This is a genomic window from Lignipirellula cremea, assembly GCF_056501455.1.
The window spans coordinates 5992784-6008916 of record NZ_CM151415.1 but is presented as its reverse complement, the minus strand read 5'-3'; the positions used below and the strand labels follow the sequence as shown (position 1 = coordinate 6008916).

General features: G+C 65.6%; 12 protein-coding genes. 9 read left to right on the top strand and 3 right to left on the bottom strand.

All coding sequences use genetic code 11. The annotated features are described in order from the left end of the window. Positions 1-31: 31 nt before the first annotated feature. From SH602x_RS23625 to SH602x_RS23610, 4 genes are all read left to right on the top strand, one after another. On the top strand, positions 32-1492 hold the full coding sequence (locus tag SH602x_RS23625; protein WP_479474610.1) for a hypothetical protein: 1461 nt from the start codon (positions 32-34) through the stop codon (positions 1490-1492). Further along, on the top strand, positions 1489-2970 hold the full coding sequence (locus tag SH602x_RS23620; RefSeq protein WP_479474609.1) for a hypothetical protein: 1482 nt from the start codon (positions 1489-1491) through the stop codon (positions 2968-2970). The genes SH602x_RS23625 and SH602x_RS23620 overlap by 4 nt, the downstream gene beginning before the upstream one ends. Before the next feature lie 163 nt (positions 2971-3133). Then, positions 3134-4495, top strand: a complete 1362-nt coding sequence (locus SH602x_RS23615) for a hypothetical protein (protein ID WP_479474608.1) — start codon at positions 3134-3136, stop codon at positions 4493-4495. A 39-nt stretch (positions 4496-4534) separates the two neighbouring features. Next, entirely contained in the window at positions 4535-6124 is a 1590-nt protein-coding gene (locus tag SH602x_RS23610; RefSeq protein ID WP_479474607.1) for a hypothetical protein, read from the top strand. 14 nt (positions 6125-6138) lie between these two features. Here SH602x_RS23610 and SH602x_RS23605 read toward each other — a convergent pair whose 3' ends face one another. The 3 genes from SH602x_RS23605 to SH602x_RS23595 all read right to left on the bottom strand — a co-directional run bounded on the left by SH602x_RS23605 (position 6139) and on the right by SH602x_RS23595 (position 10173). Beyond that, entirely contained in the window at positions 6139-8157 is a 2019-nt protein-coding gene (locus SH602x_RS23605) for a hypothetical protein (RefSeq protein ID WP_479474606.1), read from the bottom strand. A gap of 203 nt (positions 8158-8360) precedes the next feature. After that, positions 8361-9452 (bottom strand): DUF1559 family PulG-like putative transporter, encoded by a 1092-nt coding sequence (locus SH602x_RS23600; protein ID WP_479474605.1) that lies wholly within the window; start codon positions 9450-9452, stop codon positions 8361-8363. A gap of 61 nt (positions 9453-9513) precedes the next feature. Next, positions 9514-10173, bottom strand: coding sequence for a bifunctional 4-hydroxy-2-oxoglutarate aldolase/2-dehydro-3-deoxy-phosphogluconate aldolase (locus SH602x_RS23595; protein ID WP_479474604.1), 660 nt, complete (start codon positions 10171-10173; stop codon positions 9514-9516). Between the two features lie 564 nt (positions 10174-10737). Between SH602x_RS23595 and SH602x_RS23590 the strand changes: the two genes are divergently transcribed. From SH602x_RS23590 to SH602x_RS23570, 5 genes are all read left to right on the top strand, one after another. After that, on the top strand, positions 10738-11109 hold the full coding sequence (locus SH602x_RS23590) for a hypothetical protein (protein ID WP_479474603.1): 372 nt from the start codon (positions 10738-10740) through the stop codon (positions 11107-11109). Positions 11110-11487: 378 nt separating this feature from the next. Then, positions 11488-12765, top strand: a complete 1278-nt coding sequence (clpX, locus tag SH602x_RS23585) for an ATP-dependent Clp protease ATP-binding subunit ClpX (protein WP_479474602.1) — start codon at positions 11488-11490, stop codon at positions 12763-12765. Positions 12766-13262: 497 nt separating this feature from the next. Next, the gene (locus SH602x_RS23580) at positions 13263-14288 is read left to right on the top strand and encodes a DUF1559 family PulG-like putative transporter (RefSeq protein WP_479474601.1); all 1026 of its coding nucleotides are present in this window, start codon (positions 13263-13265) and stop codon (positions 14286-14288) included. Positions 14289-14352: 64 nt separating this feature from the next. Next, the gene (locus tag SH602x_RS23575; RefSeq protein ID WP_479474600.1) at positions 14353-14790 is read left to right on the top strand and encodes a hypothetical protein; all 438 of its coding nucleotides are present in this window, start codon (positions 14353-14355) and stop codon (positions 14788-14790) included. A gap of 296 nt (positions 14791-15086) precedes the next feature. Then, entirely contained in the window at positions 15087-16133 is a 1047-nt protein-coding gene (locus tag SH602x_RS23570; RefSeq protein WP_479474599.1) for a DUF1559 family PulG-like putative transporter, read from the top strand.

The window sequence follows — 16133 nt, the reverse complement described above, 5'->3', positions numbered from 1 at the left end:
TCGCTCTTCTCTCTTCTCGGTTCGCATCGCCATGACCGCCGCTTCGACCTCCGGCGTGGATCTTCCGCTGTCGACGCCGACGAGCGACGATTCGCCGACCCCGTTTCCCGCGGACGCGGCAGCTCTTCGAAAACGGCGCTGGGGGTGCGGCATTCTGATCGCGCTGGCGCTGGCGACGCCGGTGATCTTTCTCGTCGGCGCCTACGTCGCGATCGTCTGGTCGAGCGATCGGCTGGCGGAGCAGGCGATCGCGAAGGCACGCGCAGCCGGCGATCCGGTCGACGCCGCGGCGATGGACGCCTTCTATCCGACCACCCCCGCGATCGAAGAAGCGAGCGCACACTGGGCGCGTGCGTCTGCGATCGTCGGAGACCCGGCGTACAACGCGTCGACGAAGGGAATTCCGATCGTCGACGGAACGCGAGACCTCGACGTCGACCAGGCCCTGTTCCCTGAAGATCTGGCGAAGGCCAGGCCGTTTCTCGATCGGTATCGCGAAGCCCTCGACGAGGCTCATGCCGCGCGTCGCGCGGGCGCCGTCGCCCGGTTCCCGACCGACTTCGACAAGGGCATCGCCATGCTGCTCCCGCATGTGCAGAACATGCGCGGCGTGAACCGGCTGCTGCAACTCGATCTGGAGGTCAAGCTGGCCGATGGCGACCTGGACGGGGCGGTCGAAGACCTGCTCACGCTGGTCGCCACGAGCGAAAGCCTAGCGAACGAACCGGTCGTCGTTTCGCAGCTCGTACGAATCGCCTGTCTCGGAACGGCGGTCCACGCGCTGGAACGCACGCTGGCCCGCCACGAACTGACTGAGGAACAACTCGCCCGACTGCAGGAGGCGTTCGCGCGGCAACGGTTCCATGACGGATTGCGGCGCTCGTACCGCGGTGAGCAGTTCATGCTGATCCACACGATGCGAGACGATGCGTCGCTGGAAGACCTCAATGCGGAGCTTCCTCCGATGCTGTCCGCCTGGAGAGGGAACGATCTGGCCAAGGGACTCGAGGTCTGGCGGCCCCTGTTAGAGGCCGGCGACGAAGGGATTCTCGAAGCGCTCGCCGCGTCGCAGACGATGGAGGACGAGGTCGAAGCGATCGGCGACTCCCCGATCGGACGCCTGCAGTACCCCCTGACGACCATGCTGCTTCCCGCGGTCGACGCGTCCGCCAAGGCCTTCCTGAAGGGCGAAGCTCTCGCGCGTCTGGCGGAGACGGCCATCGCCTGCGAGCGGTATCGCGTCGCGCACGGCGAATATCCGGCGAAGCTCGACGATCTCGTGCCGGAGTTTCTTTCGGTCGTGCCCGCCGATCCCTGCGACCGGCAGCCGCTGCGCTACGTCGTCAGCGATTCCGGAGCGCTGCTGTACTCGGTCGGAGCCGACCAGGAGGACGACGGCGGCCTCGACGATCCCGTCGACGGCGACGTTCTGTTCGAACTGAAGGCCGACAAGTCGCAGGCCGACGAACCGACCGCGGAGGTCGTTCCGTGACCGTCGTCATCGACACCGCGCTGGCGGAGGAAGAAAAGCGGACTCGCCGCGAAACGATCGCGCGGCGGAAGCGTCTGATGCGACGGGCGCGGGGCGGTTGCGTCTGGTTCGTCGCGTTCTCGGTCGTAGCCGGTCTGGCGACGTGGTTCTTCGTCACGGCGTTCCTGTTCGCCGACCAGCGCGTCGGGGAGCGGGCTCTGGCTGAGGCTCGCGCCGGCGGGGCGCCGATGACCCAGGCGGAACTCGCCGCGCTGCCGCCGAGAAGTCGGGAGATCGACGAGGCGACGCGGCTCTGGCGGAAAGCGATCGAGCTCTTTGATCCTTCGCACATCCAGAACCCGAGCTTCGCGAAGGTTCCGGTCATCGGCCCGAATCGCGGCGACGACGGCGGAAAGCCTCCCGATCGCGACGGACGCGGACGCCTGCAGGGCGAGGATCTTATCGCCGCGGAGGAGTTCGTGGCCCGGTTCGACGAAGCGTTCGAGGCCGCGAGATCGGCGCGCGACGCAGGCGGCGTCGCTAACTTCTACGCGCCGACGACCGGTCCGAACGTCGTCGCCCCGACCGCCGTCTATAAGCTCGTTTTTCTGGCGATGACCCTGCGACTGAAGGTGGAAACGAGGCTGGCCGGCGGCGACGTCGACGGCGCGCTTGACGATCTGTCGACGATGATCGCCGCCGGCGACGCCCTGCGATACGAGCCGTACGAATGGCAGCAGCGAAGCCGACATCAGTCGCTCGCTGCGGCGGTCGAACTGGTCGAGCGGATGCTCGCCGTGGAGGAACTGACCGACGAACAGTTGGCGAGCCTCAGTCGCATTTTCGACGATCGCGACGAAGCGGTATCGTTCCGGCTCGTCGTGGCCGGCTCCAGGCTTCCATTCGTCGCTCAGTTGCAACTGAGCGACGCGGCGTTCAGGGACACGTTTCGTATCGAGCGATCGTCTTGGACCCGCGGCGCCGATCTCTCCCTCGGTCTCGATGTCATTCGTCGTATGGACGAAGCGAGCGAGCGGAGCCTGGTCGAAGCGATCGACGCCTGGAAACCGATCGACGCGGAACTGGCCGCTCTGGCCGCGGAGCCGGATGCCCAGGTCCGCTATCCCGGGACGTCGATGCTGCTGCCGCACCTCGGATCGCTGGCAGAGTCCCACCTGAACGCCCAGGCGACCGTCACGCTCGCGCGAACGGCGATCGCCTGCGAGCGCTATCGCCTGGCGAACGGCGAGCTGCCCGCGAAGCTCGAAGACTTGGTCCCCGAGTATCTGGACGTCGCGCCGCTCGATCCCTGCGACGGGCAGCCCCTTCGTTACGTAAGCGACGCGGGCGGCGTGCGGCTTTATTCGATCGGCGCCGACCTCGTCGACGATGGCGGAGGCGGCGCGACCGGATCCCCCGCCGCGGCGTTCGCGCCGTCCGATATCGTGTTTAGATTGAAGAAGTCGAAGCCGAACGCGGGAGCGAGCGCAGGGCCTTGAACGAACAGAACCAGGGCGATCTTGTCGTTCGCCTTCCGCACGATAAAGAGCGAGACGACTCCCCTTGAACGAAGCGACGACCCTCGGACCCCCGACGGACGATCCTTCCGCTCGAACGGGGGCGCGGCAAAAGCGCTGGCGACGGCGGGGCTGCGGCTGCGCGATGTGGTCCGGGATCGGGCTGGCGGCGGTGATCGGCGTCGTAGGCGTCACGGCGCTGATCGCGTACTTGCTCGATGCGAGCATCCCGGAGAAGGAACGGGCGCTGGCTCGCGCTGCGGGGGCGCCGCTGACGATCGAAGAGATCGACGCCTACTATCCGACCAGTCCCGAGATCCAGGCGACGACCCGGCTGTGGTGGACCGCGATCGCGAAGCTCGGCGCGGAGGAAGAGAAGAACGCGGAGTTCGCCCGGCGAGCGGAAGGCATTCCGATCGTCGGCGCCGACCGGAGCGATCAGGGAACGAACCCGCCTGACCGCGACGCGCAGGGCCTGTTGCAGGGGGAAGACCTGCGACTCGCTCGCGAGTTCGTCGAGGCGAATCGCGAGGCAATCGAAGCCGCGCATGTCGCAAGGCGATCCGGCGCGATCGCGCGGTTCTCGATACGTTGGGAGGACCATTTCAACGCGCTCCTGCCGCATATGCAGCCGTTGCGGAAGTTCGTCGACGTGCTGCGGCTCGATCTGGAAGTTCGCATCGCGACCGGCGAGACGCAGGCGGCGGTCGACGACCTGCTGACCATCGTCGGAGTGAGCGAGAGCGTTTCGAACGAACCGCTGCTCGTGTCGCAACTCGTTCGGATCGCCTGCCTCAACGTGGCCGTCGAGAGCGCGGAGAAACTTCTCGCCCAAGGCCTACTGTCCGACGAGCAGTTGCAGCGAATCGGCGAAGCCTTCGCCCCGCAGGACTTTCAGCAGGGTTTTCGGACGGGTCTCGCCGGGGAACGCTGGATGTTCGCGCGAACCTTCGAGGTCGGAACGTCGGGTCTGACCAGAAACGGACTGGAAGTTCCGATCTGGTTTCGCGGCGCCGACCAGGCGAAGGGGCTGGAACTCTATCGCGAAGCGGACGAAGCGAGTCAGCAGAGTCTGCCCGAAGCCTACGCTGCCGGGAAGGCGATCCGAGCGGAGATCGCCACGTTCTCCCAGTCGCCGACGGCGCGCTTTCGCTACGTCTACACGTCGCTACTGTTTCCCGCGATCACGGCGTCGGCCAACGCCCACCTGAAAGCGGAGGCCGCCGCCACGCTCGCCGAAACCGCGGTCGCGTGCGAGCGTTATCGTCTGGCGACAGGCGATCTACCAGTGAAGCTCGACGATCTCGTACCGGAGTATCTGGACGCCGTGCCGCTCGATCCGTTCGACGAGCAGCCATTGCGCTACGTCGTCGACGCACAGGGCGCCCGGCTCTACTCGATCGGTCAGGACTTCAAGGACGACGGCGGCGGCGCGACGAATCCGCAGGCCAAGGCGTTCACTGCCGCCGATGACGTGTTTCAATTGCATCCTTCACAAACGCCGTGACGTCGTGAAGAGAATCGTCGACTCTCAGGAGAGAAGTTCTTGACCCAGGTCGAACCCGCACCCGATTCGCGTTCCGAAAGGGAGCCTCCGGTCTCGCCGCCCAGGGGCAAGGGCTGCGGCTGCTGGACGATCGTGCTCGTCTGCCTGCTGACGCCGCTCGTGCTCGGCGCCGTGGGGTACGGCTGGTGGCGCTGGTCTTCGTCTGCGAGGCTCGAACGGGCGATCGCCGCCGTCCGCGAGAAGGGCGAGCCGACCACGATCGAGGAGTTGAACGCTCTCTATCCCGCGACTCCCGAATCGAAGCGAGCGACCGATCTCTGGTTCGCCGCCGCCGAGTCCGCTGCGATGGATGCCGAGCGAGGAATCGAACTCTGGAGATTCATTACGCGAGTTCAGGCTCCGGACCAGCGCGACGGTGACGCGTCGACCTGGCCGACCGACGATTCCGGCGTCCTGACGCGGGAGTCTCTGACGGTTGCCGAAGGATTTCTGGCAGGGCGGGAAGCGGCGCTCCAATCCGCTCGACGCGCCGTCGAAGCGGGCGGAACCACGCAGTTTCTCGTCGACGATGAAATGGCTTCGTTGACGGAAGAGCGCTGGTCGCGCTATCGCATTTTCGAGCTTCTTTGTCTGGAGGCGGAGGTTCGTCGGGCATCAGGCGACGAAGCGGGCGTCGGCGAAAGCATCCGCACGGCTCTCGCGCTCGCGGAAATGCTTCGCGAAGAGCCCGACCCGATCGTGCAGCTCCGCCGTCGCGACGGCATCGGCAAGGCGCTGGGTCAGATCGAGAAATCTCTCGTTCGCGACGAGCTGACCGATGACGATCTCGCCGATCTGCAACGCCGGCTGGCGATGATCACGTACGAGCCGTCGCTGCACGCGGCGATGCTTACGATGCAGGTGCGGGACCTCCGTCTTTCGCGGGGCCTCGAAGACGTCGATCCGATGTACGTCCCCTATCGGTACTGTCCCGAGGCAAGCTCGGCGCAGGCGCTGGAGTGGATCGCAATGTGCGTCGAGAAGGCGACCGATTACGCGGGAGCCGAGGCGGCGCAAGGGGCGATCGACGATGCGGAGCGGCGTCTCTATCTCTCAGGCAGCGAACCGGGCGTCGTGACATTCATCTGGACGGTGCGATTCGGCGAAGCCCTCGATCGCGGGTTCGAGCCGCAATGGGAATGGTCAAGGCGCCGTCAGAGCGACGGGCACGTCGATCTCGTCGAAATGGCCCTCGCGTGCGCACGGTACCGCCGCGAGCATGGCGAACTTCCGCCCGACGCTGAGGCGCTGGTTCCTCACTTTCTGGCCGTGATTCCGCAAGATATTCGGCGGTGGGTTGGAACGGCCGAGCCGATGTGCTACCTGCCGACCGAAAAGGGCTTCATCGTGTACAGTCGCGGCATCGACGGAAAGGACGACCGGGCGACGCGAAGCGAGTACGGACTCGAAGAGGACTGGCCGCTTCGCATCGAGAGCGATCGCTACGCCGCGCCGCCGGAGCCTGATTACTCTGGCGAAGAAACGTGGTCGGAAGAGGCAGACTCCGAAGCGGCTGACGCTGCGGAGCCCGGCGCCGAAGCAGCTACCGAGATGCCCGAGGAAACGGAGGGCGATGCGGCGCAGCCGTAGCTTTCAGCCTCGCTCTACCGCCACTGCATCCAGCTCGGCAGCCACGACGAGCTGACGCCGGTGACGGCCGGTTCGGCGATGGGGCTGATGCCGCGGATGCGGCCGGTGGGGACCAGGCCGCGAAGATCGACGGGGTCGAGCGTCTTGTCCGAGCCGACGTTGCCCGCGGCGTCGGTGACGTCGATCTTGATGTAGACGCTGCCGGGCGCCCTCGGATCGACCTTCCAGAAATACTGCCCCGCGTTGGGCAGACCCTGCGCAATCGACTGCCAGGGGCCTTCCGGCGACGCCGAGAAGAACAGGCCGATCGGTCGTTCGCCGAGGCTCTCGTCCGCCGCTTCCCAGGTGATGCGAAGCTGACCCGCCTGCTGACCGTCGGTGTAGGGCGCCGCCGAGACCCGGGCACGCGGCGACGTGAAGTCGACGCCGACCCAGACGTCCGCCGGCTCGCCCGAGCGGGGACTGGGACTGGCCAGGCCGTTCTTCGAGACCACGACGATGCGAAAGCCGTAGGTCCCCTCGGCTTCGACGGTGACGGGGAAGGGGCTCTTCACGTCGGCGTCCGTGCCCCACTTCTGCCACGACCGACCGCCGTCGCGGGTGGCCCACAGTTCCACGTCGTCCAGGTCCCGCGGTTCGACCCGGTCGAGATCGTATTCCAGGTTGAACGTCCGCTTGTTCGTCATCAGCGGTCGCTCTCCGGGCGGGAGGAACGACTGCCGGGCGCCCTCGTTCGGAACGGCCGCCGCGCCGAAGGTTCCCGCGCTGGCGGGATACGCTCCGACCCCGGAGGGCGGCGTCACGCTTCCGGCGGCGAGGGATCCGGCGGCAGGGGCGCCTGCAACAGGATTCGGCGTCGCGCCCGTCGAGGGGGGCAGGTTCGTCGGCAGACCGTTCGTCGGAGGAACGGAACCGGCGACCGGAGGAACGGCGGATCCGAGGCTCGAGCCGGCGAAGGATTCGATCGGCGGAGGGCTCGCGAGCGGACCGCCTGCTCCGCCCCCGATCGGCGGCGGAGGGGGATAGCCCGAACCGCCCGTCGCCGCGCCGCCCGTCGACAGCGATCCGCCCACCCCGGGTCCTGTCGCGGAACCGCCCGGCGTCGGGAGCAGTTGCGGGAACGAAGAGCCCGTCGGCGAAGGACTCGACGCCAGTCGACCGACGCCAGCGCCTTGAGTCGCCCCTGCCGCCGCGACGGAGGACGGACTCGTCGGCGGCGTCGCCGGAGCAGCGACAGCGCTGGGAGGAACGGCCGCGGGCGCGACGGGCGTGATCGCGGTCGTCGGCAGACCCTCGGGCAACGTCTTGGTCGCGACCGTGCGATTGCCGGCGAGATCGACGATCTCCGCCCGCAACTGCACACCGGACAGGCCTTGGCTGCGGGTCCATTTGCCGATGCCGTCGAGGTTCGTCAGCGACGCGCGGCCCGGCTGATTCAACGCCAGCGGGATCCAGGCTGACTCGCCCGGCGGAAGAGCTTCGATCTTGAACGATTTCGGATCGAGCCGTTCGTCGAACGCGGTCCACGTTGCTTCGAGCTGTCCCTGCTCGTTCTGCTTCCCGTCCAGCGTCAGCTTGGGCGGCGTCGTATCGACGGTCACCACCAGCTCCGCCCGCAGCGGACCGGCCGGACTGATCCGTTCTTCGCGGTCCTTCGTTCGCAGGGCGAACCAGAACTCGCCTTCATGCGTAGCAGCGAAGGAGAACTTCTCCGCCGTCGCCGATTCCCGCGCGTACAGCGTCCAGTTGGCGCCGCGATCGGAGGAAAGAAAGAGCTGGTTCTCGACGGGGCGCTGATCTTCGGGCAGCGCATCGGTCGGGATGATCGGAATCGCGAACTCGAACTGGTTCGTGGTCCAGCGCAGGGGAGGCTGGTAGCCGCCGACGACGTTCGCGGAAGCGCTCGCTCCCGGCGTTCCCGGCAGAACCTGCGCCGCGGGCGGCTGCGTCTGCGCGGCGAGCGGATTCGCGCCTGCGGAGACCGCCAGCGCGATTCCCGTCGCGAGAGTTCCGATCGCCCAGAGCCGACCCATCGATGGCGCTTCCCTGCGTCTCTGACCGTCCGAAGCTCGGGCGGCTGCAGCCCGTTACGGCACAGTCCGACCCTCGCGCGGCATTCCCTGCCGTTCTGTAGAAATCGGTCCGGTTGAGTTTGCCGGTGCAGGATTGCGGCTTCGCGCCGGCAGGAATTGCGCAGCTTGCGCAGAGTCTCGTTCAGCGAGAGCGTTCGCTACCCTTACTTCGCGTCGAACTCGCTCAGCGGGACGGTTTCGCCGCCGGAGATCGTGGTGATGGCGGAGAGCGCCGCCGGAGAGAAGCGAGGGGAGAGCGTGCGTGTGCTGCCGTCGACCATGACGGCGACGGCGCCTTCGCGCCGGAGCACGTGGACGTCGTTGGCGCCGCTGCCGTTGATGACGTTGCTCATGCGACTTCGTACGAGATCGCGAGGCTCCATCCAGCAGATGCCGCTCTCGTGCCGCTCGACCGCCATCAGCGTCGTGGCGGGGTCGTCAGTGATGTCGTTGCGGCGCGCAGACGTTTTGCCCGGGAACAGGGTGCCGTCGCCGACGATCGCGACGATGCTCGTCTCCATGTTGGAGTAGGCCGACGTATCGACATCCACGACGTACGGCCCCGGAATCTCCGTCAGCAGGGCCTGATTCTCGACGGAGTCCCACGGCTTCGAGAAGTCGTACTGCCGCTTGACGTTCGAATAACCCAATTCGTCCAGAATCAGCACCCGCCAACTATGCATCGGGCGTCCGTTCGCGTCGGCGACGTACGCCGGCGGATAGGAACCCCAGCGATCGTGGTAAAGCTCCAGCGCGAGCCGGACCTGTTCGAGCTTCGTCGAAGCGTCGGCGATCGAGGACGTTCGTACGAGGCCGGGCAGAAAGAAGAAAAACAGCGCCGCGACCGCGCAAATGCCGCCGACCAGCGTCGACGCGAGCAGGCCGATCGTCAGGAAGACGTTCAGCCGGGAGGTTCCCTGAGGAACCGCCGCGCGTCGCCGCTGCAGCGATTCGAGTTCCTCGACCGTGGGAACGGTGACCATCTTCCCGCACGAATAGCAGGGCCCCGTCAAACCGGCGTATTGCGGTTCGATGGAGGTCACGGACCCGCAGTACGGGCATTCGAAGCGGTACGTCGTGACCATGCCCGGCATGGAAGTTCGGAGGAGGCTCATCGGAGCGTTCCCGCGGGGAATCGACCCGTGCGGTTCGATTGTGGCGGGGAGGGCCCCGGGATTCAACTCGGCGGAGGTCTTCAGATCCGCGAGCGAGGAACCGACGCCGATCGGATCGAGAGTCGCCGACTTATCGGTCATGTCGTCGCCGATCCAGAAACGCTTTCGAGCCGAATGCCGAACTTTCCGAAGAGCCTCCGTGCTAGGCGGAGCTGTGCTTCGTTCGGTATTCGTCCACGATCGCGCGATATTTCCGGGCGCGTTCGGTCAGAACCTTAAAATCGCCGGAGGCGACGGTTTTCGCGTCGACGAGTGCGCTTCCGACGCCCAGGGCACACGCGCCCGCGGCCAGAAACGCCTCCGCCGTGTCGAGGTTCACGCCGCCCGTCGGCATCATTCTTATCTGCGGAAAGGGCCCCGCCAGCGCTTTCAAATAGCCGGGGCCGGTCAGGTCGCTGGGAAAGATCTTCACCGCGTCGGCGCCTGCCTGCCATGCGGTCAGCACCTCGGTCGGCGTCAGAGCGCCGGGAAAGACGGCCTTCCCGTAGCGTTTGGCCGTCTCGATCACGCCCAGCGACACCGCCGGCGAGACGACGAACTCGGCGCCCGAGAGAATTGAAATCCGGGCCGTCTCCGCATCGAGCACCGTCCCGGCGCCCAGTTCCACAGTACTCCCCAGCGCGTCGGCGACCGCTTCCAGAACCCGGTGGGCCCGCGGCACCGTGAACGTCACCTCGATCCCGGTGACGCCTCCGTCAGCGAGCGCCTTTGCTACGTCGACCAGTTTCGATCCCTCCTCCGCCCGGACGACCGCGACGACGCCCCCCTTCAGAAGTCGATCGAGCACGGATCCGGTAGGCATTGGGGTCGATCCTGCGGGAGTAGCTGAGGAGCGGGGCGACCCGCCCGATCTCTCGGCGGGCGAAGCGCTCGATATGGTACTCCGAATCGAAATCGGAAACGGTCCGAAGAAATCGCGAGAGAAGGTCGAACGCCTGACGCCTCGCGCCCGTATCTTCCTTCGTTCCTGTCGGAGTTAGCGACAGCGAGCAGGGAAGTTCCCGATTGCCCGAGATTCTCAAAGTCACGGGCAATCGAGCGGAGCAGGAGGATTCCGGAAGCGCTGATTCCCGGAGCCGGACGACGGTCGACCTTCCTATGAGGGGCGGCTGCCGTCCGCGAGAGAGATGTTTCCCGGCGAGCGCGTCGTCGGGACTCCCCGGGTCCATTCGGTTCGGTTTGCAAATGAGCGGACGAGCGCGATAATGCGGGGTGTAGCGACCGCAAAGTTTCCGGGGACGGCGACTTAAGCCTGTCGACGAAACGTGCTTCCTCGGGGTCGCGAAACCTGCGACTTCGGCGAAGCGAAGCGGTTCGTCGTCGCCGCGACAGGTCGCCCCGTCCCTGATTCTTCGCGATCCGCCGCATGACTTTGTGGGAGTTCCTTCAGACGCCTCTCGCACGCCTGGTTCTGGCGGGCACTGTGCTCGCCATCCTGGCGCTCATCGCCTGGTGGTTCATCAAGGGGATGCGCGAGGAGATGCAGGACGAGGGACCGACCGCGGGCGACTTGCTCGACCAGTTCCGCGACCTGCGCGATCAGGGGGATCTCTCTCCCGAAGAGTTCAAGAAGATCAAGTCCCGGCTCGGCAGTCAGCTCCGCGAGGAAGCGACCAAGACGCCGGCGACCGACGAAGCCAAGGCGGACCTCCTGAAGAAATCGCCGATCGAACAGGCCCTGGCGGCTTCGATCGAATCGGCGAAGCGATCCGAGGCGAAGCGAAGCGACGACGCCTGACTGGAAGGACGAAAAACGTGCGTCACACTGCGACGGTCGTACCCGCCGCACGCGACGTGCGATCTATCGCGACTGCGACGAATTCCGGCGACTCCGCCGGTTCCGCGCTCGACAGTCGCGATACGCCGGACAGCGGGCAAAATCGGTCCTTTCCTATCGCGCGGAATCGCGACCGGTCCCGTCAAGGCCTTCGTGCCATGTTCCGATTTCACTTACGCACCGACTGACGCTCTTCTTTTAGAAGCTCGAACGCTACGGACAAGGATGCACCGAGGCAGGGCGGGCGAAGGACTCGACGCTCTTCGTACGAGCAGGATTCATCCCGAAGATCCGCATACCAAGAATGGTGATGGATCGACGGCCTGAAAAGGATTGACCATGCCCTCGGGTAGAGAAGCGACCCCCGGCGCCCGCCGCGGACAAACCACCAAGAAGAACGCGTTCTGTTCCTTCTGCCGCAAGTCGTACCGTGACGTCGGTCCGCTGGTCGAAGGACCGGGAGACGTCTATATCTGCGGCGAATGCATCGACCTGTGTCAGGACATCCTGAACCAGGAACAGCGCCGTCGGAAGGCTGCCGGACAGGCTCCGGAGAAGATCCCTTCGCCCCGGGAAATCGTGGGGCGGCTCGACGAGTACGTGATCGGTCAGAACGGCGCCAAGCGCACGCTCGCCGTGGCGGTGCACAACCACTACAAGCGGCTGAGCCAGGCCTGGTCCGATCCCGACGTCGAAATCGAAAAGTCCAACATCCTGCTCGTCGGACCGACGGGCTCGGGCAAGACCCTCCTCGCCAGGACGCTCGCCCGGATCCTGAACGTGCCGTTCGCCATCGGCGACGCCACGACCCTGACCGAGGCCGGCTACGTCGGCGAAGACGTCGAGAACCTGCTGCTGAAACTGCTGCATGCCGCCGACTTCGACGTGGAGCAGGCCCAGCGGGGCGTCCTCTACATCGACGAGATCGACAAGATCGGCAAAACCAGCCAGAACGTCTCCATCACCCGGGACGTCTCGGGCGAAGGGGTGCAGCAGTCGCTGCTCAAGATGCTCGAAGGCACCGTCGCCAACATTCCGCCGCAGGGGGGCCGCAAGCATCCCGAGCAGCAGTACATCCAGCTCGATACGTCGAACATCCTCTTCATCGTCGGCGGAACGTTCGTCGGCATGGAGGAGATCATCCGCAAGCGTCTGGGCAAGCGGGCGATCGGCTTCAACTCGCTGCTCGGCGCCGGCGCCGGGACCGAGGAGCAGCAGACCAACGAGATCCTGGCTCACGTCACCAGCGAAGACATCATCCAGTTCGGACTGATTCCGGAATTCGTCGGACGCCTTCCCGCGGTCGTTCCTCTGATGCCGCTCGGCGAAGAGGATCTGATCAAGGCGCTCAACGAGCCGAAGAACGCCCTGGTCAAGCAGTACCAGAGCCTGTTCGAAATGGAGGACTGCCAACTCTCCTTCACCGACGGCGCCATGCGAGCGATCGCCCGCAAGGCTCTCTCGAAGGGGACCGGCGCCCGCGGTCTTCGCTCGATCATCGAAGAGATCATGCTCGACCTGATGTTCGATCTTCCGGAACAGCCTCGCGGCAGTCGGTTCGTGATCGACGAAGACATCATCAACGGCACGCACAAGACGCTGAAGAAGATCGCCTGAGTCTGGGTCGGGAAATCGCCGGACGGTTCGCGTCTCCGGTCGACGCGAACCGTCCAGTGCGGCTTCTCTGTGCGGTTTCTCTGAGCGGGGGACGATAGTCCCCCGAGTCTTCGCGGCTTTTCTGGTGCCTCCGCGCTCTCCGTCGCCCTGATCCACCCCTGATCCACTCTTCGCCTGCCTGCCTGCTGGTCGACCTGCGACGTTTCCCTCCGTCGCGCCCGACCGGCTCCTCCGTGCTCTCCTGAGCGGTGTCGTCCGAAGCCCGTCGAGAAGGAATCTCGACGGGCTTTTTCTATTTGCGGGCAGCGACCGAGGAGCGAGGAAGCGCCTGCTTCCTGTCAATTCCCCGCACGGAATTCGATTGATTCGGCCCGGCCCGGTCGATTAGATTGCTGTTGGCGAGCTCGCGCAGGCGCTTCGCGCGCCCTTATCGTCGTCGCAGCGAGCCTCTCCTTTTCTTTCGCGCATTCTTTTCCTTCATCGTCGGGAGTCGTTCCGTGCCCTCTTCGCGCCCCTTCGCTAGACCGTTCGGCCGTTCGGCCTTCACGCTGGTCGAACTGCTGGTGGTCATCGCGATCATCGGCGTCCTGGTGGCGCTTCTGCTGCCTGCCGTGCAAGCGGCGCGTGAAGCGGCGAACCGCATGTCGTGCAGCAACAACCTGAAGCAACTCGGGCTCGCGCTGCATAACCACCACGACACCTACAAGCGACTTCCCCCCGGCGCCGCGGACAACACTCCGCCGTTCGGCAAAGCAGGCGGCGCTCAGTGGGGCGCGTCGTGGCTGGTCTACATCATGCCCTTCATCGAGCAGGGCGCCGCGTACGATCGCCTGACTTTCGACCAGACCTACAATCATGCGACCATCCGCGCCGCGGTCGGCGATACGGCGACCGGAACGGGCACCGCCCCGATCTTCGTCGGATATCGCTGCCCCTCGTCGCCGCTCGAACGCGAAGTAAGCATTTCCGAGCCGTTCGCCACGGTGCCGGATTACGTCGGGATCGCGGGAGCGCTCACGAACGCTGCTCTGACGCCGGTGCCGTTCACTGCGGTGGGCGAAGTCGCTTCCTCGCACGGCAACTCCTCCACCAACGGCGCGATGTACTTCAAGTCCAAGGTGAAGTTCGCGGGCTTCACCGACGGTCTGTCGAACACGATGCTCGCCAGCGAGGTCGGCGACTTCATCACGCTGACCGACAACACGAAGGTCGACTATCGTCCCGGCGTGCAGCACAGCTTCTACATGGGCAGCATCAGCAGCACCGAACGCATCTTCAACACCACCAGCGTGCGTTACGCGATCAACGCTAAGAAGGGCTACGCGCCGGCGACCGGCCCGCACGCCCAGGGGGTCAGCCAGAACGCGGGCAACAACTCCCCGCTCCGATCGGCGCATCCGGGCGGCGTGAACGCGGCCTTCGGCGACGGCTCGGTCCGCAATCTGACGACCAACACCGACCTGCTGACGCTGATCTACCTGTCGGTGCGAAACGACGGACAGGTCGTCAACCTCCAGCAGTAGTTTCTTCCCGCTCGCGCAGATCCTCTCCCGTCCGACATTTTCGATTCGTCTCTCCGAAACCCGCATGAAGCGATCTCAACTGGCGTCGGTCGCGGCGCTGACCGGCGTATTCGTCTTCTTCGCGGGCTGCAATCCGGAACACGAACTTTCGCCCCGACATGCCGCCAGCGGTTCGGTCACCCACGACGGCCAGCCGCTCGCGTCAGGCACGATCGTCTTCGAATCGACGGCGGACCTTTCCAAGGGCCTGCCGCCCACGTCGGCGCCGATCGTCAACGGACGGTACGAGATCCAGGCCTCGGCCGGCATGAACGTCGTGCGGATCAACGCTCCGAAGGAAACGACCGACGAGAGCGGCATGACGGTCGCCGAAGAGACGATTCCGGCGAAGTACAACTCGGAATCGGAACTGACCGCGGAAGTCGCCGCCGGCGGAGCGACCACGAAAGACTTCGCCCTGACCGGGAAGGTCGAAAAACCGAAGAACCCGAAGAAGCCCTGATCGGGTCCGGCGTCAGGCCCGATCCCGCGCATCCGCCGGGATGCGTTGAAACTCAGAAGCCCGTCGAGTCCTCTCGACGGGCTTCTTGCATTTGCCGGGCGTACGCATTCACCCCCCGCAAGTCGGAGCGCCTGCGTTATCGCATTCCCCCACGGATTTCCATTGCTTCGATCCGATCGAGTCGATTAGATTGCTGGCAGCACGCTCGCGTCGGCGCTTCGCGCGCCCTTATCCGCGGCTAAGTGCACGTCTTATCACGTTCGGCTGTTCCTCATCTTTCTGTCAGGAGCTCTTCCGTGCCCACTCTGCGCCCCTTCGCCAGGCCCCTCGGCCGTCCGGCCTTCACGCTGGTCGAGCTGCTGGTGGTCATCGCCATCATCGGCGTACTGGTCGCGCTCCTGCTGCCTGCGGTGCAGGCGGCACGCGAAGCGGCCAACCGGATGAGCTGCGGCAACAACCTGAAGCAGCTCGGCATCGCGATGCACAACCATCACGACACCCACAAGCGCTTTCCCGCCGGCGCGACGAACGACATGACTCCGTTCGGAACCGCGACGGGCGCGCAGTGGGGTTCGTCGTGGATGGTCTATCTCCTGCCCTTCATCGAGCAGGGCCCCCTCAACGACAAGTGGCAGTTCTACGGGAACAGCGGGTATGTGAACGCTAACAACATCAACATGCTCAACGGACTTATCATCCCCGCCTACCGCTGCCCCTCTACGCCGGTCGACGAACTCATGGCAGGCCGCGGCGGCATCAATGTCCCCCTGATGAACGTTTCCTATACCGGCATCGCCGGCTCCGTCGTCACGGGAATCGTGCCGCTACCGCCCGACAACAACGCCGTCGGCTGCTGCAACGGATCGGGTCCGACGCAGACGCGGAACGGCATTCTGAGCTGGGGCACGAAGAACCGCTTCGCCTCGATCGTCGACGGCTCCTCCAACACCTGGATGATTGGCGAGCAGAGCGCTCACCTCAAGGACGCGAACGGTCAGCCTGTGACGGCCGGCTTTACGGCCGGCGTCGGCAACTCCGCCGGACTCTACGGTTGGACGATGGGCTCGGGTCATCCTCTCAACGCGACGACCTGGGGCGACGGCCGCCATTTCAACTGCACCTCGGTTCGCTGGCAGATCAATCAAAAGGGATTCGCCAACGCTGCGGCTACCGGAACGAACAACGACGTCGGAACGAACTTCCCGCTCAGTTCGGCTCACCCGGGCGGCTGCCAGATCGGTATGGGCGACGGCAGCGTCCAGTTCGCCACGAACTCGACCGATCTGACGGTCATCAGCGCCCGCTGCACCAAAGGCAACGGCGAAGCGATCGGCGGTCCGTGA